At 44.8% G+C, this 22051-nt stretch carries 18 protein-coding genes; 5 read left to right on the forward strand and 13 right to left on the reverse strand.

Annotated features, from left to right (window positions below; genetic code table 11):
• Nucleotides 1-67: 67 nt before the first annotated feature.
• The 8 genes from fabF to yceD all read right to left on the reverse strand — a co-directional run bounded on the left by fabF (nucleotide 68) and on the right by yceD (nucleotide 6294).
• A complete protein-coding gene (fabF, locus tag MSG35_RS17335; RefSeq protein ID WP_010437291.1) occupies nucleotides 68-1312 on the reverse strand; it encodes a beta-ketoacyl-ACP synthase II in 1245 nt (414 codons plus the stop codon).
• A 93-nt stretch (nucleotides 1313-1405) separates the two neighbouring features.
• Entirely contained in the window at nucleotides 1406-1639 is a 234-nt protein-coding gene (gene acpP / locus MSG35_RS17340; RefSeq protein ID WP_004737381.1) for an acyl carrier protein, read from the reverse strand.
• A 166-nt stretch (nucleotides 1640-1805) separates the two neighbouring features.
• Nucleotides 1806-2540 carry a 3-oxoacyl-ACP reductase FabG gene (gene fabG, locus MSG35_RS17345; protein ID WP_029235138.1) on the reverse strand — a complete coding sequence of 245 codons (735 nt, stop codon included), beginning with the start codon at nucleotides 2538-2540 and terminating at the stop codon, nucleotides 1806-1808.
• A gap of 25 nt (nucleotides 2541-2565) precedes the next feature.
• Entirely contained in the window at nucleotides 2566-3489 is a 924-nt protein-coding gene (gene fabD / locus MSG35_RS17350; protein WP_017630537.1) for an ACP S-malonyltransferase, read from the reverse strand.
• Between the two features lie 80 nt (nucleotides 3490-3569).
• Nucleotides 3570-4520: a beta-ketoacyl-ACP synthase III gene (locus MSG35_RS17355; protein ID WP_017054985.1), complete on the reverse strand. Its 951-nt coding sequence runs from the start codon at nucleotides 4518-4520 to the stop codon at nucleotides 3570-3572.
• 5 nt (nucleotides 4521-4525) lie between these two features.
• The gene (gene plsX, locus MSG35_RS17360) at nucleotides 4526-5551 is read right to left on the reverse strand and encodes a phosphate acyltransferase PlsX (protein ID WP_017062152.1); all 1026 of its coding nucleotides are present in this window, start codon (nucleotides 5549-5551) and stop codon (nucleotides 4526-4528) included.
• Nucleotides 5552-5560: 9 nt separating this feature from the next.
• Complete coding sequence (gene rpmF, locus MSG35_RS17365; protein WP_004737376.1) at nucleotides 5561-5731, reverse strand: 50S ribosomal protein L32; 171 nt, start codon at nucleotides 5729-5731, stop codon at nucleotides 5561-5563.
• Between the two features lie 35 nt (nucleotides 5732-5766).
• Complete coding sequence (yceD, locus tag MSG35_RS17370; RefSeq protein ID WP_017062153.1) at nucleotides 5767-6294, reverse strand: 23S rRNA accumulation protein YceD; 528 nt, start codon at nucleotides 6292-6294, stop codon at nucleotides 5767-5769.
• Between the two features lie 149 nt (nucleotides 6295-6443).
• Between yceD and MSG35_RS17375 the strand changes: the two genes are divergently transcribed.
• Nucleotides 6444-7025 (forward strand): nucleoside triphosphate pyrophosphatase, encoded by a 582-nt coding sequence (locus MSG35_RS17375; protein WP_248384627.1) that lies wholly within the window; start codon nucleotides 6444-6446, stop codon nucleotides 7023-7025.
• A gap of 440 nt (nucleotides 7026-7465) precedes the next feature.
• Here MSG35_RS17375 and rluC read toward each other — a convergent pair whose 3' ends face one another.
• Nucleotides 7466-8410 carry a 23S rRNA pseudouridine(955/2504/2580) synthase RluC gene (gene rluC / locus MSG35_RS17380; protein WP_017054981.1) on the reverse strand — a complete coding sequence of 315 codons (945 nt, stop codon included), beginning with the start codon at nucleotides 8408-8410 and terminating at the stop codon, nucleotides 7466-7468.
• 618 nt (nucleotides 8411-9028) lie between these two features.
• Between rluC and rne the strand changes: the two genes are divergently transcribed.
• Nucleotides 9029-12133, forward strand: coding sequence for a ribonuclease E (gene rne / locus MSG35_RS17385; RefSeq protein WP_248384628.1), 3105 nt, complete (start codon nucleotides 9029-9031; stop codon nucleotides 12131-12133).
• Between the two features lie 258 nt (nucleotides 12134-12391).
• Nucleotides 12392-13939, forward strand: a complete 1548-nt coding sequence (locus tag MSG35_RS17390) for a SulP family inorganic anion transporter (protein WP_019823563.1) — start codon at nucleotides 12392-12394, stop codon at nucleotides 13937-13939.
• Between the two features lie 116 nt (nucleotides 13940-14055).
• On the opposite strand, the gene MSG35_RS17395 is transcribed toward MSG35_RS17390, so the two are convergent.
• The gene (locus MSG35_RS17395; RefSeq protein ID WP_248384629.1) at nucleotides 14056-14505 is read right to left on the reverse strand and encodes a low molecular weight protein-tyrosine-phosphatase; all 450 of its coding nucleotides are present in this window, start codon (nucleotides 14503-14505) and stop codon (nucleotides 14056-14058) included.
• Between the two features lie 84 nt (nucleotides 14506-14589).
• On the opposite strand from MSG35_RS17395, the gene cobO reads away from it, so the two are divergent.
• Nucleotides 14590-15195 carry a cob(I)yrinic acid a,c-diamide adenosyltransferase gene (gene cobO, locus MSG35_RS17400; RefSeq protein WP_048610567.1) on the forward strand — a complete coding sequence of 202 codons (606 nt, stop codon included), beginning with the start codon at nucleotides 14590-14592 and terminating at the stop codon, nucleotides 15193-15195.
• 220 nt (nucleotides 15196-15415) lie between these two features.
• On the opposite strand, the gene MSG35_RS17405 is transcribed toward cobO, so the two are convergent.
• From MSG35_RS17405 to apbC, 3 genes are all read right to left on the reverse strand, one after another.
• Entirely contained in the window at nucleotides 15416-17542 is a 2127-nt protein-coding gene (locus MSG35_RS17405) for an AsmA family protein (protein WP_248384630.1), read from the reverse strand.
• Nucleotides 17543-17648: 106 nt separating this feature from the next.
• Entirely contained in the window at nucleotides 17649-18290 is a 642-nt protein-coding gene (gene udk / locus MSG35_RS17410) for a uridine kinase (protein ID WP_004734002.1), read from the reverse strand.
• 257 nt (nucleotides 18291-18547) lie between these two features.
• A complete protein-coding gene (gene apbC, locus MSG35_RS17415) occupies nucleotides 18548-19624 on the reverse strand; it encodes an iron-sulfur cluster carrier protein ApbC (RefSeq protein ID WP_248384631.1) in 1077 nt (358 codons plus the stop codon).
• A 157-nt stretch (nucleotides 19625-19781) separates the two neighbouring features.
• Here apbC and metG point away from each other — a divergent pair, with 157 nt between their 5' ends.
• Nucleotides 19782-21842 carry a methionine--tRNA ligase gene (gene metG / locus MSG35_RS17420; protein ID WP_017062160.1) on the forward strand — a complete coding sequence of 687 codons (2061 nt, stop codon included), beginning with the start codon at nucleotides 19782-19784 and terminating at the stop codon, nucleotides 21840-21842.
• Nucleotides 21843-22051 lie beyond the last annotated feature (209 nt).

A 22051-nucleotide genomic window follows, 5' to 3' on the forward strand; every position in this document is an offset into this window, starting at 1 on the left:
CATCAAGCCGTTTAAAAACAAGTCTAATTGTGACTATCTACGAGTGTTTACGTCTTTAATAAGATGATTAAATCTTTTTGAAGATCAAACAGCCGTTTGTACCACCGAAACCGAATGAGTTACATGCAGCATATTCCATGTTGCTAACTTCACGCGCAGTGTGAGGTACTAAGTCAATATCTAAGCCTTCTTCAGGATCATCTAGGTTGATTGTTGGTGGAACAATTTGGTCAACCAGAGACATTGCCGTGATGATAGCTTCAGCAGAACCAGCAGCACCTAGAAGGTGGCCTGTCATTGATTTCGTAGAAGAAACCAATACTTGCTTGCTACCTGCTTCGCCAAGAGCACGCTTGATGCCCTTAACTTCCGCTACGTCACCTGCAGGAGTCGAAGTACCGTGTGCGTTTACATAACCGATTTGTTCACCAGTAATGCCAGCATCACGCATAGCCGCTTCCATTGCTAGTGCGCCACCTGAACCATCTTCACTTGGAGATGTCATGTGGTAAGCGTCACCCGACATACCGAAGCCAACTAGCTCACAGTAAATCTTAGCGCCACGAGCTTTCGCATGTTCGTACTCTTCAAGAACCATCATGCCTGCACCGTCACCAAGAACGAAGCCGTCACGGCCTTTGTCCCATGGACGAGAAGCTTTTTGAGGCTCATCGTTACGAGTAGACAATGCTTTAGCCGCACCAAAACCGCCCATACCTAGTGGAGTTGATGCTTTTTCAGCACCACCCGCTAGCATTGCGTCTGCATCGCCGTATGCAATCATACGAGCCGCGTGACCAATGTTATGTAGGCCAGTCGTACATGCAGTAGAAATCGCGATGTTTGGACCGCGTAGACCTCGCATGATAGACATGTGACCAGCAATCATATTCACGATCGTCGACGGTACGAAGAACGGGCTGATCTTACGAGGGCCTTTTTCAGTTAGAGCTTGGTGACCGGCTTCGATCAAACCAAGACCACCAATACCAGAACCGATAGCAACACCCACACGTGGAGCGTTTTCTTCAGTAATAGTTAGGGCTGAATCATCTAAAGCTTGAATACCTGCTGCGACGCCGTACTGGATGAACAAGTCCATCTTACGAGCATCTTTTTTAGTCATATACTCTTCGCAGTTAAAGTCTTTAACTAGACCTGCAAAACGAGTTGAGAAATTGGTTGCATCAAAATGATCGATATTAACGATACCACTTTGACCAGCTAGCAGGGCTTTCCAAGAAGATTCTACAGTGTTGCCTACCGGTGACAACATACCCATGCCAGTGACAACTACACGACGCTTGGACACGATTTTACACTCCGGGGATTGAGGTGATTTAAGATGAGGATAGATGAGTTAGATAAAACACAGGCGGTCGAGGTGACCGCCTGGGAGAGATTATTACTGAGCGCTAGTTACGTAATCGATAGCTGCTTGAACAGTAGTAATTTTCTCAGCTTCTTCATCTGGGATTTCAGTGTCGAATTCTTCTTCTAGAGCCATTACTAGCTCTACTGTGTCTAGAGAATCTGCACCTAGGTCATCAACGAAAGAAGCTTCGTTTTTAACTTCAGCTTCGTCTACACCTAGCTGTTCAACAATGATTTTCTTTACGCGTTCTTCGAGGTTGCTCATTTTTTCTTTTCCTTTACAGAGTTCGCTTTATGCGATGTTTTCCGTAGTTTATTCAATCTATTGAAAGTTGCAAGGTCAACTTTTCTGGTCAAACCACAATTTTCACGATTTTAACCGAAATTACGTATGATCTTGACTTAAATCATGCACAAATGTTGCACATAATTTACACCATGTACATACCGCCATTGACGTGAAGTGTTTCACCTGTGATATAAGCTGCCGCAGGTGACGCCAAAAATACCACAGCTTCAGCGATTTCGCGAGGGTCACCTAGTCGACCTGCTGGTACATTCGCCAAAGTTGCTGCACGTTGGTCATCATTTAGCGCTTTAGTCATGTCAGTTTCGATGAAACCAGGAGCTACAGTGTTCACTGTAACGCCACGAGACGCAACCTCACGAGCCATTGATTTAGTAAAACCAATTACGCCTGCTTTTGCAGCTGCGTAGTTAGCTTGACCAGCGTTACCCATAGTACCTACTACAGAACCAACGTTTACGATACGGCCTTGACGCTTCTTCATCATGCCACGCAATACAGCTTTAGACATACGGAAGATAGGCGTTAGGTTAGTATCGATGATGTCATTCCATTCGTCGTCTTTCATACGCATCAGTAGGTTATCACGAGTGATACCTGCGTTGTTAACTAGAATGTCAATCGCACCGAATTCATCGTTGATGGTTTTCAGTGTAGCAGCAATTGAGTCAGTATCCGTTACATTAAGAGCAAGACCTTTACCGTTCTCACCAAGGTACTCGCTGATTGCAGCTGCGCCGCCTTCAGATGTCGCAGTACCGATAACTTTAGCACCACGCTCAACTAAAAGTTCAGCGATTGCACGACCGATGCCACGGCTTGCGCCTGTAACTAGTGCAACTTTGCCTTCTAAATTCATCATAACTTCTCTATTAAGTGGTTATTTACTTAGCAGCTTCTAGTGATGCAGTGTCATTAACTGCAGCAGCTGTCATAGTTTTTACGATTCGTTTTGTTAGACCAGTAAGAACTTTACCAGGGCCTAATTCAAGTAGCTTCTCAACGCCTTGCTCATTCATCGCTTGTACACCTTCAGTCCAACGAACTGGGCTGTATAGCTGACGAACAAGTGCGTCTTTAATTTTTGCAGGGTCTGTTTCAGCAATAACATCAACGTTATTGATAACAGGCAGTGCTGGGGTGTTGAACTCTAGAGCTTCTAGAGCCACCGCTAGCTTGTCTGCTGCAGGTTTCATTAGTGCACAGTGAGATGGCACAGAAACAGGCAACGGAAGTGCACGCTTAGCGCCCGCTTCTTTACACAGTGCACCAGCACGCTCTACTGCCGCTTTGTTACCCGCGATAACAACTTGGCCAGGAGAGTTAAAGTTAACTGGAGACACAACTTCGTCTTGCGCCGCTTCTTCACACGCTTTAGCAATCGCTTCATCGTCTAGACCGATGATTGCGTACATTGCGCCAACGCCTGCAGGAACCGCTTCTTGCATCAATTGACCACGTAGTTCAACCAGCTTGATCGCTTCTTTAAAGTCGATAACGCCAGCACATACAAGTGCAGAGTATTCACCTAGGCTGTGACCTGCTAGATTTACAGGTTGCTCTAGGCCAAGCTCTTGCCATACACGCCAAATTGCAACAGACGCTGTTAATAGAGCCGGTTGAGTGCGAAAAGTTTCATTTAGATTTTCTACTGGACCATCTTGAACCAATGCCCATAGATCGTAACCAAGTGCTTCTGAAGCTTCAGCAAATGTCTGTTTTACAACATCATACTGTTCGCCTAGGTCAGCAAGCATACCGATAGCTTGAGAGCCTTGGCCTGGGAATACGATAGCAAACTTGCTCATTGTAATTTTCCTTTAAGCAAAGCAAAAAATTGAATAAGGCACATAAGTTATGTGCCTTGTTTGTTGATTATCGCTTGGGGTTAGAATTTAACTAACGCAGAACCCCAAGTGAAGCCGCCGCCAAATGCTTCAAGTAGAAGCGTTTGACCACGTTTAATTCGCCCGTCGCGAACAGCCTCATCTAGAGCCGTTGGTACGGTAGCTGCTGACGTGTTGCCGTGCTTATCAAGAGTAATCACTACTTGATCAAGCGACATCGTCAGCTTTTTAGCGGTTGCCGAGATAATACGGTAGTTCGCTTGGTGTGGAACTAACCAATCAAGCTCTGACTTATCCATATTGTTCGCCGCTAATGTGTCTTTAACTAGCTTAGAAAGCTGAGTTACCGCCACTTTAAATACTTCGTTGCCCGCCATGTGCAGCCATTTGTCTGCATCACCGCCACGCTCTGGTACTTCTAAGCTTAGAAGCTCACCGTATTTACCGTCAGAGTAAATATGAGTAGACAAAATACCTGGCTCTTCGCTTGCGCCTACAACCACCGCGCCTGCTGCATCACCAAATAGGATGATAGTAGAGCGGTCAGTCGGATCACAGGTTTTTGACAGTGCATCAGCACCAATTACCAAAACGTTCTTACACATGCCAGTCTTGATGTGTTGATCAGCAACAGACAGTGCGTAGACAAAACCAGAACACGCCGCAGCCAAATCAAACGCAGGGCAGCCTTTGATACCAAGCTTGCCTTGTACCTGACACGCCGAAGACGGGAATGTATGGCTACTGCTGGTTGTCGCAACGATGATTAAATCAATCTCTTCTTTGTCGATACCTGCCATTTCAATGGCATTTTCAGCAGCGTAAAACGCCATATCCGCAACGGTTTCATTTTCCGCTGAAATACGACGTTCTTTAATACCTGTTCTAGCAACGATCCACTCATCGCTAGTCTCTACCATTTTCTCTAAGTCTGCGTTAGTACGCACCTGAGATGGCAAGTAGCTGCCAGTACCTAAAATTTTGCTATACATGAAGACTAATAATGCCTCTCGAGTAAAACCGCTTCCAAACGATCGCTAATGCGGCTGGGGACTTGTCGTTTGACCTCGTGTACTGCTTCACCAATCGCGTTGACGACTGCAGACACATCAGCACTTCCATGACTTTTAATGACAATGCCGCGCAATCCTAACAAACTTGCGCCGTTATACTGGTCGGGGTTCAAGGTTTTTAATTCAGTAAATAGCTCAGAAAACAGCATTCTGGCTATCCAACCCTTTATTGTTGAAGCCATCATGCGCGTTTTTAGCTTATCAATAAAGAGCTGAGCCGTACCTTCGCACGTTTTTAAGCAGACATTGCCCACAAAACCATCACATACGACGACATCAGCAGCATCTTGAAGTAATTGATTACCTTCAATATAGCCTATGAAGTTCACAGACTGAGTATTAGACAACATTTCAGCGCATCGTTTTACAAGGTCATTGCCTTTAATTTCTTCTGCACCGATATTCAAGATAGCGACACGTGGTGCGCGACCTAAATGTTGTTCTGCTAATGCACTGCCCATGACAGCAAACTGAAAAAGTGAATCTGCGTCACTAGAAACGTTCGCCCCTAAATCAAGCATCCATGTGCGATTTCCGGATGCAGTAGGCAAAGCTGAAACCAATGCAGGCCTATCAATACCGGGAAGAAGCTTGAGTCTGAAACGGGATAAAGCCATCAGTGCGCCAGTGTTACCACCACTCACACAAGCATCAGCCTGTGATTCGGCAACCAGATCGATAGCGGCACGCATAGAGCTACCCTGACTATTACGTAAGGCTAGTGAAGGTTTTTCAGAATTGGAAATGACTCGATCACAATGCTGGATACTCAAACGAGAATCAGGCATTCGACCTAATGAAGATAATTGAGATGTGATCGCGTTTCGATCACCTATTAGAATGACTTTTAGCTCTGGGAAATACGACAGTGCCTGCACGGCGGCAGGCACTGTTACACGAGGACCGAAGTCCCCGCCCATTGCATCAAGCGCAACGGTTAGATTTTGCAAAGGTCAACCTTACTTGTTGATAACCTTTTTGCCGCGGTAGAAACCTTCGGCAGTCACGTTGTGACGTAGGTGAGTTTCACCTGAAGTTGCGTCTACAGAAAGTGCAGCTGTAGTTAGCGCATCGTGTGAACGACGCATGCCACGCATTGAACGTGATTTCTTGCTCTTTTGTACGGCCATTGACCCTACTCCTATGTAAATTCTTAAAGAAGTAATTACTTCTTTAAGCTTTTTAAAACATCAAATGGATTCGGCTTTTTGTCTTCCTCAATTTCTTCAGGAAGTTCACCAAACACCAAGTTATTTGAGTTAACGCTACATTTCGCATCGTCGTGCATTGCTATTTGTGGCAATCCAAGGATGAACTCGTCTTCAACTAATTGAATCAGGTCTAACTCACCGTACTCGTTCAGATCTACCAAATCGTACTCTTCCGGTGCTTCCTCTTCACTTTTCTCACTGTAAACAGGAGTATAAGTAAATTGGACATCGCACTCATGTGCGAAAACCTCATTACAACGTTGACACTCTAAATCGACTTCGACGTTAGCTTTACCAGAGATAACGACTAATCGTTGTTCATCAAGCCCAAATGACATTGAGACTTGCGCGTCACGTTTTACGCCTTCAGTTGCTTCAGTTAAACGCTTCAAAAGACTGACCTGAATGATACCATCCATATCGAGTCGTTTTTGAGCCGTTCTTGCCGGATCAACTGTACGCGGTATTTTTTCCTTTTGCATAGGGCGCGAATCTTATCTTCCAAATCGTGTTTAGTCAAAGGAAATGGCAAAAAAAATGTACTTTCCTGCCTTTCCTATTCAGAGCATTATGAATAGCAGGACAAGTTACGTTATCCTGAGATAAATGCTTCCTTGAATTGTAAATTAAAATGAGAAATTACCAACTAGTTTTAGCCTCTACATCACCATTTAGGCAAGAGATCCTCAAAAAACTACAGTTAAGCTTCATTACAGCCAAGCCAGACTGCGATGAAACGCCGCTTCCTGAAGAGACGCCTCAACAGCTGGTGATGCGCCTTGCTGAGACCAAAGCTAAGTCTTGTGCAGTGGAGCAACCTAGCTTAGTCATCGGTTCTGATCAGGTTTGTGTGATTGATGGAGAGATCATAGGTAAGCCTCATACTCGAGAAAAAGCGATCGAGCAGTTATCTCGTCAAAGCGGCAAGAGCATTACTTTTTATACAGGGCTTTCGGTTTGGAACAACGAAACCAATGAAGCTGACACGCGTCTCGACACCTTTGTAGTGCATTTCCGCGATTTAACTGAGCAGCAAATCATAAGTTATGTTGAAAAAGAACAGCCTTATTACTGCGCGGGCAGTTTTATGTGTGAAGGGTTAGGCATCGCGTTGTTTAAACAAATGGAAGGTAAAGACCCGAATACTTTGATCGGCTTACCGCTAATCGATCTCGTCGATATGTTAGGTGCCCAAGGAATGAGTGTGCTGTAACGGATACGCTCTTTGTTAGAGATTCCCTACTCCTTCCTTCGTCAGTCTAGGGAATGACGAAGGTCGCTACATTATCCCAATAGCTAAAGAAATTAGTGATAGCAGTAAAAGCTGCCCTTTGCATATTTAGCCTTAATTCCCTTACCTTCGTTGGCAAGTGATCATAATACTGACTCGCTTCGCTCATAGAGAAAAATCAAGTTTGGCGATAAACAAGCTAATTGATTGACTCCATAGCAACACGGACTGGCTTTACTCAGGAAAAAATCGTCATCCTCAAGAGCGAGGGACGAGCGAGTTGGGGATCTCTTGTAACAAGCACAAACAAAAAAGGTTGACGAAATTCGTCAACCTTTCTCAATTATGGATACTGAAGAACAAATTCAGAGGCACTCTATACCTTCGTATCTCGTATCTCGTATCTCGTATCTCGTATCTTCTTAAAGCTTACGTAAACCAGTTAAGGCTTTCTCTAGCCTTCTTTCCATTGGCGCCGAGATATCCATCTTCTCTTCACTACCTGGATGTGTGAACTTGATGTTTGCTGCATGTAGGAACAGACGATCAAGACCAACCTTGCCCGTGTAAGCGTCAAAACGACGATCACCGTAGCGATCATCCCAAGCTATTGGGTGACCAGTATACTGAGCGTGCACACGAATTTGGTGTGTACGGCCTGTAATTGGGCTAGCTTGAATCAACGTCGCCTCTTGGAACTTCTCTAAAACCTTAAAGCGAGTTTCAGAAGCTTTACCATTCGGGTTCACTCGAACAATGCTATTCACTTCGTTTTTTAACAAAGGTGCGTTGACGACTTTACAGCTGTTCTTCCATTCGCCCATGACCAAAGCGAAGTAGTATTTTTGAACCGTTTTTTCACGGAACTGTGCTTGAAGGTGTCTTAGCGCCGAGCGCTTCTTAGCAACAAGCAAAATGCCAGACGTATCTCTATCGATACGGTGTACTAATTCAAGAAAACGAGCATCAGGACGAAGAGCACGTAATGCTTCAATCGCGCCAAACTTTAATCCGCTACCACCATGAACAGCAGTGCCAGATGGTTTGTTAAGAATTAGCATGTGATCATCTTCATAAATGATGCACTGTTCTAATTCTGAAACCTTGTTGAGTTTCGTGCTCGGCACGTTCTCTTCTGTTTTCTCTTCAATAGTAACCGGAGGGATACGAACTAAATCGCCAGCTTTTAGTTTGTACTCAGCCTTGATGCGTTTTTTATTTACGCGGACTTCGCCTTTACGCACGATTCGGTAAATCATGCTTTTCGGGATGTTTTTTAATTGGTTGCGTAAGAAGTTATCAATACGCTGACCAGCCATATCTTCGTCAATGTCGACGAATTGGACTTGGGTTCTAATTTCGCTCATTGCGCTATTGTATCACTGTCACTTTTGATAATTGAGATTTTCTTAGCCCTATTCCGAACTTATTTATCCCTAATCCTTACCGATCTATCCCAAAATGGTCATTGAAGTTCTATATTTCTTTGATTCTTCGAACAAAAAAGCACCAAGATTCCTGCAAATTAAAATATCAATTGATAAATTATTTATAGACAGTGAGTTAGATCTATCAAAACCCAAACAAAAACTGTTTTTTTTACAGCATTCCGACAAAGCAGATTGCTGTGTTTACCGACCGCTGCTATAGTTCACAGCTGCTATCAGTGGTTTGACTATTATTTAAACAGCTAACCATTCATAAGCAAGTAAATGAGTAGATAACTCAGATTAGACAGTGCTGCAATCGGCGTAAGACACGGTCAACTGAGTTCCTTATCGCTCTACTCACGTACACTCATGTTGAGTATTCACCGCCACATCGCGGATCATAGGCTAACTCCCTATGATGACTGACGTGCCCCAGAGCATCCCTCTCCAGCCGGGAGGCTGCACCGATAAAGCCATGGGATCTGGCACCATGAGAAACGAAATAAAGCGATAAGAACAATGATGAAAATAAGAAAAGACAATGAGAATTTCTAAATGAAAAGAATGTTAATTAACGCAACTCAAAAAGAAGAGTTGCGTGTCGCTTTGGTTGATGGCCAACGACTGTTCGATCTAGATATCGAAAGTCCAGGTCACGAGTCAAAGAAAGCGAATATCTACAAAGGACGTATTACCCGTATTGAACCAAGCCTAGAAGCGGCATTCGTTGATTACGGCGCAGAACGTCACGGTTTCCTCCCTCTTAAAGAAATTGCCCGCGAATACTTCCCTGAAGGTTATACATACCAAGGCCGTCCTAGCATTAAAGAAGTGCTAAAAGAAGGCCAAGAAGTAATCGTACAAGTAGAGAAAGAAGAACGTGGTAGCAAAGGTGCTGCACTGACAACTTTCATCTCTTTGGCTGGTAGTTACTTAGTTCTTATGCCTAATAACCCTCGTGCTGGCGGTATTTCTCGTCGTATCGAAGGTGATGAGCGCACCCAACTGAAAGCAGCATTGAGCACTCTTGAGCTTCCTCAAGGTATGGGCTTAATCGTGCGTACAGCGGGCGTTGGCAAAAGCGCAGAAGAGCTAGAGTGGGACCTAAACGTTCTATTGAACCATTGGGGCGCTATCAAGCAAGCTTCTGATTCAAATGCAGCTCCTTTCCTAATTCACCAAGAGAGTAACGTTATTGTTCGCGCAATTCGTGACTACCTACGTCGTGATATTGGCGAGATTCTAATCGACAGCAATACTATTTTTGAACGTGCTCAAGCGCACATTCAATTAATACGCCCAGATTTCATGAATCGCGTTAAGAAATACGATGGTGAAGTGCCACTATTCAGCCATTACCAGATTGAAAGCCAGATCGAATCTGCTTTCCAACGTGAAGTTCGTCTTCCATCTGGTGGTTCTATCGTAATCGACCCAACAGAAGCACTGACTTCTATCGATATCAACTCTGCTCGTGCAACAAAGGGCGGCGATATTGAAGAAACAGCACTTAACACTAACCTAGAAGCTGCCGATGAAATTGCACGTCAATTACGTCTACGTGACCTAGGTGGTCTTGTTGTAATCGACTTTATCGATATGACTCCGGTTCGCCACCAACGCGAAGTAGAAAGCCGTCTACGTGATGCCGTTCGTTTAGATCGCGCACGTGTTCAGATTGGTCGTATTTCTCGCTTTGGTCTTCTAGAGATGTCTCGTCAACGTTTGAGCCCATCACTAGCAGAAGCAAGCCACCACATTTGTCCTCGTTGTACAGGTACTGGTGTTGTTCGTGATAACGAATCTCTAGCACTTTCTGTTCTACGTTTGATTGAAGAAGAAGCTCTAAAAGACAACACAGCACAAGTACTTGCTGTTGTACCTGTTCCAATCGCTTCTTACCTTCTGAACGAAAAACGTCGCTCAGTAAACCACATCGAGAAGAATCAAGAAGTTAAGATCACTGTTGTTCCTAACTCAGACATGGAAACGCCGCATTTTGAGGTTATCCGTGTTCGTGAAGGTGAAGAGTTCGATCTACTGTCTTACTTGCTGCCTAACAAGCTAGAAGCTCTAAAAGAAGCGGAAAGCAAAGAGCCAGCTGAACAGACTATTCGTCCTAAGAAGATCGAAGAACCTGCTCTGAAAGGCTTTGCAGCTCCTGCTCAATCAGCACCGACTCCTGCTCCAGCACCTAAAGCTGTTGAAGAGAAGAAAGCTGAACCAGCAGCGACTCAAGAACCAGGCCTAATTGGTCGTTTCTTCAAAGCTATCGGTAGCTTCTTATTTGGCTCTTCAACTCAAGAAGAGAAAAAAGAAGAAGAGAAGAAAGAAGAAGAGAAACCTAAAAACAATCGCAACAACGGCAACCGTCAACGCCGTGATCGTAACGATAACCGTCGTCGTAACCAACGTGGTGAGCGTAACGACCGTGGTGAACGTGGCGACAATCGTAACGAAAACCGTGACAACAAACGCCGTCGTAAGCCAGCTCGTGATGAGAAGCCTGAAGAGCAAAAAGAAGCAGCTCCACAGCAAACTCGTCAGCCTCGTAAGCCTAAGCAAGACCGTCGCAACAAGCCACGTGATGAGCAGAAGCAACGCGAAGAGCAAGCACCATCTAAATTAGCAGAAGAAGGTCTACAGCTAGCAGCAGAAGCACAAGCTGGTAAACCGGAAGCGCCTAAGGCTAAACCTGAAGCGAAAGCAGCTAAGATTAAAGAGCGTCGTCAGCGTCGTAAACTGAACAAGCAAGTTCGTGTTAAAGACCAACAAGCTCAAGCTGAAGATAACGCTTCAAAAGAACAGGTTGTTGCTAAAGAACAATCTGTAGCTCAAGAGCAAAAAGTTGCGGAACAAGTAGAAGCAACTCAAGCGAATGCAGAGCAAACTGAACAGGAAGAGCCGAAACAACGTCGTAACCGCCGTTCTCCACGTCACCTACGTGCAAGTGGTCAACGTCGTCGTCGCGGTCGTGATCGTCGCCCTAACCCATTCCGCCTTCGTAAAGGTGGTGTAGCTTCTCCAGAGATGGCTATGGGTAAAGTGATGCCTCGCTTCATTCCAAAACCTCACCACAAGCAGGCAAAACCTGAAGTGGCTGAAGTTCAAGTAGCAGCTGAAGCTCAAACATCTGTTCAAGAGCAGAATGTTGCTCTTGAGACGACACCACAAAGCAACGTAGCAATGGTTGGCGGCTTCGCATGTCCTGAACTGGCTATGGGTAAAGTGATCATCCGTCGCGAAGAAGCTGCTGTTGAAGCTCCTGCAGTCGTTGAAGAAGCACCAGTGGTCGTTGAAACTGCGAAAGTTGAAACTCCAGTGATTGCAGAAACGACGAAAGTTGAAGCGCCTGTTGTAGCCGAAGCTGTGCAAGCAGAAGCAACACCAGTTGCTGAAGCTGAAGCGCCTAAAGCTGAAAGTGCAAAAGTTGAAGAAGCACCTGTTGTTAAAGCAGAAGCTCCTAAAGCGGCACCAAAGGCAACTGTTGCTAAGAAGCAAGCCGGTTCACCAATGACTAAAGCTCCTGGTCCTCAAGAGATCAAAGAGATTGAAGTGATTGCAGCTCCGTTCCGCACTGAACGTTTTGTATCGAAAGGTGCAGGCAGTCAGGCAGCGTCGAACAAAGCTGGCGCGGCGATGACTAAGCCAAACTACTAGTGATTACTGATAGATAATCGTAAGTAAATAGAATCAAAGGCTGCTTATTAAAGCAGCCTTTTTCATATCTACTAATCGAATAAAAATTAACAGATATATTACTCAAAGTTAGGTTCAACCTTGAACTTAATCACATTTTTGGGTAGCATTCGCGCACTTATCTTTTCGACACTTCGCTATTGCCGCTCTTTTCCATCACTGTTTGGCTACGCAATACACCCGTGTCGGTAAATCCATCTTAAGCATAGCTGAGCAAACATGTTCGAATTCCCACAATTTTCAAAGCACTCTGTAAAGAATGACGTGCTTTCAGGTCTTACAGTAGCCCTAGCTCTGGTACCTGAAGCTGTAGCATTCGCCTTTGTTGCTGGCGTTGACCCAATGGTTGGTCTTTACGCAGCATTCATCGTAGGTTTAATCACTTCTGTCTTTGGCGGCCGTCCAGGTATGATTTCTGGCGCAACCGGCGCAATGGCCGTTGTAATGGTGAGCCTAGTGGCAACCCATGGTGTTCAATACCTATTCGCAGCCGTTATGCTGGCTGGCCTTCTGCAAATTGCAGCGGGTGTATTTAAACTAGGTAAATTTATCCGTATCGTTCCACACCCAGTAATGATTGGTTTCGTGAACGGTTTGGCCATTGTTATCTTCCTAGCTCAGCTTGGTCAATTTAAAGCTCCAGACGTAACAGGTGCGTTGACTTGGTTACCAAGCGGTCAAATGACACTAATGCTAGGTCTAGTAGCCCTTACAATGGCTATCATCCACTTCCTACCTAAGCTAACAACAGCAGTACCATCTTCATTGGTTGCTATTGTTACAGTAACAGCTTTGGTTGTGGGTCTTGACCTTGAAACTCGCACTGTAGTCGACTTCCTACGTACCATGTCTGGTGACGAAGCTGCTACGCTAGCGGGCTCTCTACCAACATTCTCAATTCCTGCTGTTCCGTTTTCTTTAGAGACACTACAGATCATCCTGCCTTACGCAATTATCCTTGCGGCTATCGGCCTGATTGAATCTCTGCTGACACTGACAGTACTAGACGAAATGACAAACACTCGTGGTCAATCAAACCGTGAATGTGTTGGTCAAGGTATGGCTAACGTAACGTGTTCTGTATTCGGTGCGATGGGTGGTTGTGCGATGATCGGTCAATCGATGATCAACGTAAACTCAGGTGGTCGTGGTCGTCTTTCAGGTATCGTAGCCGCAGTTGCACTACTGATGTTCATCCTGTTCGGTTCTGCACTGATTGAAATGATTCCTCTAGCAGCACTTGTGGGCGTAATGTTCATGGTTGTTATCGGCACATTTGAATGGGCAACCTTCAAGCTTGCGCGTCGCGTTCCGAAACAAGACTTCTTCGTTATCGTTCTTGTTACCGTAGTAACCGTACTGACTGACCTTGCTGTGGCAGTAGGTGTTGGTGTTGTAGCTTCTGCGCTAATGTTTGCTTGGCAACATGCTAAACACATCTACGCAGATACATCAGTAAACGCTGAAGGCTCAAAAGAGTACAAAGTTAACGGTCCAATCTTCTTTGGTTCGACGGCTAACTTCCTAGAGTTGTTTGACGCTTACAACGATCCACAAGATGTAATCGTTGATTTCGCAAATTCACGCGTTACTGACCACTCTGCAATTGAAGCGATCGACACGATTGCTGACCGTTACGCGGCGCTAGGTAAAACACTTCACCTTCGCCACCTAAGCCAAGACTGTGTTGCTATGCTGCACAAGGCAGGTAGCTTAGTGGAAGCGAACGTTGCAGAAGACCCAATCTACAAGGTAATGTCTAAGTAATCTTAGCTGTAGCTTTAAGTTAGATTTAGAAAGGCCGACATTGAATGTCGGCCTTTTTATACCTATCATCGGGCAGCCCTTACGCTGATCACAAAACGACGTACATTGCTTCCACACTACATTGAACGCAGTATCGCTTCGCTAGACTCTTCGACTAAATCCAACACCAATTCAAAGCCATTTCCCTCACCATAATACGGATCGGGGATCTCTTGATATTGTGACTCTCCAAAGCTTAAAAATAACGCAAGCTTGTATTGGAGATGAGCGGGACACTGGCTCATTAAATCATCTAAATTCGCCCTATCGGCCGCAAGTATCAGGTCAAATTCTTCGAAGTCATGATCAACCACTTTACGAGAAGTTATCCCCTTAAAGCTGTAACCTCGCTTCTCTCCTGCAGATTTCGAACGCGGGTCTGGCGGGTTGCCTTGATGAAAACCAATCGTCCCCGCAGAGTCGACCACAACGTCAATATCTAGCTTTTGCGCTTTCTTCCTTAGCACCGCTTCACCTGTTGGAGAACGACAAATATTCCCCATACAAACTACGAGTATCTTCTTCATCCCTAATCACCTGTTCTTCCGATGGTTTTTGCTATCGTTAAGTTAGGCTATGATAGGCGCAATCACAACTTAAAAGGATTTGTTATGTCGACTGAAGACAACAAAGAACAACGCCACAAAGCAAGACAACAGAAAGTAAAAGAACAAGTCGATGCTCGTGTCGCTGCAGCGCAAGAAGTAAAAGGCCTATTGCTGGTCATTACTGGTAACGGTAAAGGTAAATCAACATCCGGCTTTGGTACGATTACACGTGCAGTCGGTCATGGTAAGAAGTGTGCCGTCGCTCAGTTTGTAAAAGGGACTTGGGATAACGGTGAAAAGAACGTTCTTCAAAAGCTCGATGTAGAGTTCCAAGTGATGGGTACTGGCTTTACTTGGGAAACTCAAAACAAGGCTCAAGATATCGAAGCCGCCCAGCGCGTGTGGAAAGAGTGTCAGCGTATGCTAGCCGATGAGTCGATTGATGTAATTCTGTTTGATGAGCTGACTTACATGGTGAGTTACGGCTACATTGAACTGGATGAAGTGGTAGAAGCTCTAAACAACCGTCCGAAAATGCAATCCGTGATCATTACTGGCCGTGGCGCGCACCGAACTTTAACGGACATGGCCGATACCGTGTCTGAAGTTCGTAACGTTAAACACGCTTTCGAGTCTGGTGTAAAAGCGCTTCAAGGCGTTGACTGGTAATCGCACTCAACCAGAGATCCCCGACTCGGTCATTCTTCCCTCTCAAGGATGACGACCACTAGACTTTCACGCCCTTGAACAAAGGACGAGACCTGTCTTCATCCCCTAGAGCGAGTGACGCGTGTCATAGGGAATCTCTCGAAAGTATTATAAGCACCCAAACAAAAGCGCCATTCCTACAGTAGGAATGGCGCTTCTTTTATATATGAGTTAAAAACGTTTAGTTAAAGAAACCTTTCAATAAACCATCAACTGCTTCTTTAGTTTTCTCGTCTTTGATCTTGTCCGTTAGCTTGTTCACACCACGGTCAATTTCTTTCTGTGCTTTCTGCTTCAATACATCATCAAAAACAAGTGCGAATTTCGGGTCAGCCCACTGGCCAGTTACCTTAATTGGGATTGTCACATCTTTCAGGTCGTCAATGCTCTTACCGCCCTGACCTTCAAGTGAACCCACAATTGATGTACGCACAAGGAAGTCGACCGTTTCATTGATGAAGTTTGCTTTACCTTGACCTGTCACACGTAACAGTGGCGACTGTGCTGATAAGTCGTTAGTTGAAACCCAACCTTTATCCACTTTCAGCGTCGCTTTCATTGCACTGAAGTCCGTTTTTTGAGCTTCATTTGTGCTTTCAACTTTCTCGCCCTTGATCTTAGCGTAGTTTTCTCGAATCAGTTGAGCTACGTTGATGCCGTTAACCGCACCATCTTCAAAGTTAATCGCGATAGTACCGACAAGGTTCTTCTTGATTCCTGTTGGAGTTAAGCTCTTACCTTTCACGTTGACATCAATATTACCGGTACCTTCCAGCATATCGTTATCTGCAACATCAACCAGTAACGGTTGTACTTTCACGCCTTTAATTTTCTTCTTAGCCGTGTAAGTTGCCGGTGTTTTACGAGCATCTAGCTTAGCCGTAGCTGAAATAGAGCCTTGGTAAAGATTCGATGTGAATGAAGTTAGCTCTGCGATACCACGGTTAACCGAAAATGCCGTTTTAACATTCTGCATTTTCGCGTTGTTCGCCTTGAACTTATCAATCGTAATGTCACCTTTCACGTCTAACGTTTTCAGAGCCGACAGATCAGGTTCCACTTCTTTAGCAGGAGCAGAGCTACCTGAGTTTGACGTTGAGCCACCAGCAGAACCAGAAGGCGCTGTGCTCGCGGTTTCTGTTGTATTGCCTAAGCCTAGGAATTCATCTAAATCAATATTCGGGCTATGAAGAGAGAAACGAACCTTTGGTATTTCAGATAGGGTTACGTCTGCTTTACCGTCTAATGCAATAGCGTTAGCTTGTAGCTTCTCTAACACAAAGCTCAGGTGGCTCTTGTTAAGATCGAAGCTTAAGTCAGACAGCATGTCGACTTTCATTGGAGACTGAGGAAGCGTATCGCCTTTGAATGTTGAGTCTAACGTTAATTTGTTCAGCGTTACTTTTGAAATCGCGCTATCAACCGTAAGTTCACCGCCACCTTTAAGATCAAGGTCAAGGCCAGCCGCATTACCGATTACGGCGTAAGTCAGTTGGTTTACCTTATCAAACTCAAACGTATTCAAGCCAATTTTTGCTGACTCAATCGACGTCGCTGGATCATTGAACTTAGCGTTTAAGTCGATATTACGAAGTGCGTAACTTGCGAAGCCTTCAGCTAATTTGAATTCTGCACTGCCTTGTGCAGAGAACTTCTGTTGATTGTTCTCACCAGAAGCCGCAAATGTCGCGGTTGTCCATGTATCAACGGCAAACTCAGAAAGATTCAAAGACACATCGTATAGCTTAGTGAATGAACCCGCTTGCTTGTCATCCATTTCAAACAATGCGTTTGATACAGTTACGCCTGCAAGGTTGATCGTCCAGCCCGATGCGTCTGTGGTAGTTTGCTCTTGAGGGGCAGGCGCGGATTCAGAACTTGTATCTGCTGCAGGCTCAGATCCTTGAGGCGCTGACGCTTGCGTTAGTGCATCAATGTTCTTGCGACCATCTTTAAGCGTTTCTAAATAGAATTCTGCACCATCTAGAGTAATGTTGCCGATCTCTAGTTGGTTACTAAATAGCGGAGTAACCGAAACATCAACGCCAACGGTATCAACCTTGAATAGGTTTGGTTGGGTGAACCCTTCAGGATTACGTAATTCAGTTTGACCAAGTTCAAAGCCAATCGATGGGAAGAATTGCCAGCTGATATCACCCTCGATCACAAGCTCTAGGCCTGTGTGTTTTTGAGCTTGTTCGACAATTAATGGCTTAAATTGGTTGGGATTCACTAACAGCACTAGTGCCAGAATTGCTGCAACGACAACAAACACTGGTACAGCTATGAAAATGAGTAGTTTCTTCATCCGCATATTCCTTGCTTAGATTCCAAAAGAAAGTGGCACTATAAAAGTGCCACTGATTCGGTAAAAAATAAAGCTAAGTGAGTCACTTAGGCAAAATTTTATTCGATTAAGACTTCAACAACTTCGCAATGTGCGCTTTTAGTACATCAATCGCAATACGGTTTTTACCACCACGAGGAACGATGATGTCTGCATGTTGTTTTGAAGGCTCGATAAACTGCATGAACATTGGACGTACTGTTTCTTGGTATTGCTTAAGTACAGTGTCCATTGTGCGACCACGCTCTTCTACATCACGCTTAACACGGCGTAGTAGACAGATGTCTAATGGTGTATCCATAAATACACTTGCGTGCATTAGTTTACGAAGGCGCGGGTCTGTTAGAAGCAGAATACCCTCTAAAATGATCACTTTCTTTGGAGTAAGTGTAGTCGTTTCAGAAGTACGTGTGTGCTCTGTGTAGCTGTATTCAGGAACTTCTACGGCGTTGCCACTCATTAGTTGCTGTAGATGTTCACATAAAAGATCATGATCTAGTGCATTTGGGTGATCGTAGTTAGTTTTAACACGCTCTTCCATACTCAAGTGGCTTTGGTCGCTGTAATAGCAATCTTCCGTGATAACACCAATTTGATGGTCGCCTACTTTTTCGCGCAATTCATTATAAATTGTACTAGCAATCAGACTTTTTCCTGAAGCTGAAGCGCCAGCGATACCTACGATGACACATTGATTATTATCAGACATTAATTTTGCACCCGATATGGTTTGGTGGTGGGAAGAGATAAACCGCCTGATTATAGGGGCTAAAGCACATAGATTCTAGTCGCCATTTTAGCTAATTGCAGTCAAATTGATGATATCAATGCTTTTAATGAATACAATCGTTTGCTTTCAAATAACTTGCCTACAACTATTTGCACAACCCCAATGGCTATCAGCCTAAATCCAAGCGTTGTTTATCTAATCCAACATGATTAACACAACTTTTTGATTATCTTTCGCTATTCAACCAAAGAAAAGTTAATCGCCTCTGGTCTCGCCTTACCGGTCCAGAACATCTTCGCAGCCACATTCTCAGCAAGCTCTAAGTAGTGACGTGTATGTTCACTGTCTGGACGACGAATCACCGTCGGGCAACCTGCGTCGATGTCTTCTCGCACATCAATATGAAGAGGGATCTGTGCCAAAATATCGAGGTAAAATTCTTCTGACATAACTTCTGCACCACCAGCACCAAAAATATGCTCTTTCTCACCACAGTGACTACAAATATGATAACTCATGTTTTCAACTAAGCCTGCCACTGGCACGCTTACCTTATCGAACATCGCTACGCCTTTACGTGCATCCGCTAGCGCCAAATCTTGAGGAGTGGTCACCACTACAGCCCCAGTCACTGGGATCTGTTGCGATAACGTCAGCTGAATATCACCGGTACCCGGTGGCATGTCGATCACAAGGTAATCCAACTCTGGCCATACAGTTTCATTAACAAGCTGCCCCAAAGCCTTCGCTGCCATAGGGCCACGCCAGATTGCCGCATCATCTTTCGACACAAGATAGCCAATAGAGTGGGTGAAAATGCCATGTGCCTCGATGGGCATCATCCATTTGTTGTTCTGTACTTCTGGTTTCGCGTCTAGCTGGCCGAGCATCATAGGCACTGATGGACCGTAGATATCCGCATCCAACAAACCCACTTTTGAACCTGACTTAGATAACGCGAGCGCAAGGTTTACTGAAGTCGTTGATTTACCCACCCCACCCTTTGCCGACGTCACGGCGATAATATTCTTAACACCCTTCAATGGTGTCGCGACTGTGGTTTCCAGCGCAGACGGCTTCACTTTTACTTCAAACTGAAAAGCGCTAACAAGCTGTTGTTCAATCTGAGAGTGGATCCACTGTTCCAATTCAACCGCAAGCTGATTAGCAGCAAAAGGTAAGGTGATAACAAATGATCCACGCGGATCAACCGATACAATATTTTGGTGTAGCGCCCACTCTGGGATGAGGATTGGTGACTCGAACTCATTCAACCATGAACAGAAATCTTGCTTAGAAGTAAAGTTACGCATTGGGGCTCCTTTTTTTATTTATGCTATCACCCACGAGATGAAGACTGAACCCCTAAAAAACTAGGGGAATCCTTTGTCTGATAACTTGGCGTATCACACGTTATAAAGTAGTATTACCTCTCAAATTTATACCTATCAAAAAAGCGAATTATTAAGTATGGCAACTGATCCAAGACAACTTTTGGTAACTTGTGCGCTTCCGTACGCTAACGGCTCTATTCACCTTGGCCATATGCTTGAGCATATCCAAGCTGATATCTGGGTTCGATACCAGCGTCTACGTGGCAACACTGTAAACTTCATCTGTGCTGACGATGCTCACGGCACGCCAATTATGCTTAAAGCTCAACAGATGGGTATCACGCCAGAAGAGATGATCGCTGCTGTTAGTGAAGAGCACCAAAAAGACTTCGCTGGCTTTGATATCAGCTTTGATAACTACCACAGCACACACAGCGAAGAGAACCGTGAACTGGCTTCTCACATCTACCTAGAACTTAAAAAGAACGGCTTCATTTCTAGCCGTACTATTTCTCAGCTTTTCGATCCTGAGAAAGAGATGTTCCTACCAGACCGCTTCGTAAAAGGTACTTGCCCTAAGTGTAAGTCAGAAGACCAGTATGGTGATAACTGTGATAACTGTGGTGAGACATACAGCCCAACTGAGCTAATTAACCCTAAATCAGCGGTTTCTGGCGCAACTCCAGTAATGAAAGACTCTGAGCACTTCTTCTTCGACCTACCTCAGTTCGAAAGCATGCTTAAAGAGTGGACTCGTTCTGGCTCTCTACAGAATGAAACTGCAAACAAAATGCAGGAATGGTTTGAGTCTGGTCTGCAACAGTGGGATATATCACGTGATGCACCTTACTTTGGCTTTGAAATCCCAGGCGAAAAAGACAAGTTCTTCTACGTATGGCTAGACGCACCTGTTGGCTACATGGCTTCTTTCAAGAACCTATGTGACAAGCGTGACGATCTAAACTTCGATGAATACTGGAAGAAAGACAGCACAACTGAGCTTTACCACTTCATCGGTAAAGACATCGTTTACTTCCACAGCCTATTCTGGCCAGCAATGTTAGACGGCGCAGGTTTCCGTAAGCCAAACAACGTATTCGTACACGGCTACGTAACAGTGAACGGTGCGAAGATGTCTAAGTCGAAAGGCACATTCATCAAAGCAAGCACGTACCTAAACCACCTAGACCCAGAATGTCTACGTTACTACTACGCTGCGAAACTAAACAGCCGCATCGATGACTTAGATCTTAACCTTGAAGACTTCACTCAACGTGTAAACGCTGACGTAGTAAACAAGATTGTTAACCTAGCTTCTCGTAACGCTGGCTTCATTACTAAGCGTTTTGAAGGCAAGCTAGCTGCTGAATTTGCAGAGCCTGAGCTATACAACGAATTCGTTGCTGCTGCTGAGCGTATCGGTGAGCTATACGAAACTCGTGAATTCAGCCGTGCTATCCGTGAAATCACTGCACTAGCGGATAAAGCTAACCAGTACATCGACGAAAAGGCACCTTGGGTTCTTGCAAAAGAAGAAGGCAAAGAAGCTGAGCTTCAACAAGTTTCTTCTGTAGGTATTAACCTATTCCGCGTACTGATGGCTTACCTGAAACCAGTAATGCCAGAGCTTGCAGCTCGCACTGAAGCTTTCCTAAACGAAGAGCTAACGTGGGAAGCGATTGCGACTCCGCTAACTGATCACGAGATCACTAAGTTCAAAGCGCTATTCAACCGTATTGATCCTAAGAAAGTGGAAGCAATGGTTGAGTCTTCTAAAGAAGATGCAGCCGCTGAAGCAGCAGCGAAAGAAAAAGCAGAAGCTGAAAAAGAGCAAGCAAGCCAAACTGAGCTAGACAAAGAGCCAATCGCAGACGAGATTGAGTTCGATGCCTTTGCAGCAGTAGACATGCGTATTGCTCGTATCATCTCTTGTGAAGAAGTACCAAAAGCGAACAAACTACTGAAGTTCCAACTGGACATCGGTGGTGAGACTCGCCAAGTATTCTCTGGTATCAAATCAGCATACAAACCTGAAGAGCTAGAAGGCAAGCTAACTGTAATGGTAGCAAACCTAAAACCTCGTAAGATGAAGTTTGGTATGTCTGAAGGCATGATCCTAGCAGCGGGCCCTGGCGGCAGCGACCTATGGATCCTTGAGCCACACGAAGGTGCTCAACCTGGTATGCGTGTAATGTAATTCTGACTCCAGTCAGATAACAAGCACCCATCACTAAATCCCTAATGCATTTTTGACTTGAAAGAGTGAATCAGCATTGGGGATTTTTTATATCTACCGAAAATTAGCGTTCTCTGTTAGAGTCGCCGTCAACTATGCTATGTAGAGTAGAAATTGGTTCGTCGACAAAAATAGGCGAAACCAGCACCTCTTTACTCTAAAACCCTTTT

Source organism: Vibrio sp. 1CM23M (assembly GCF_023161755.1).
In the GTDB taxonomy this organism is placed as follows: domain Bacteria; phylum Pseudomonadota; class Gammaproteobacteria; order Enterobacterales; family Vibrionaceae; genus Vibrio; species Vibrio coralliirubri.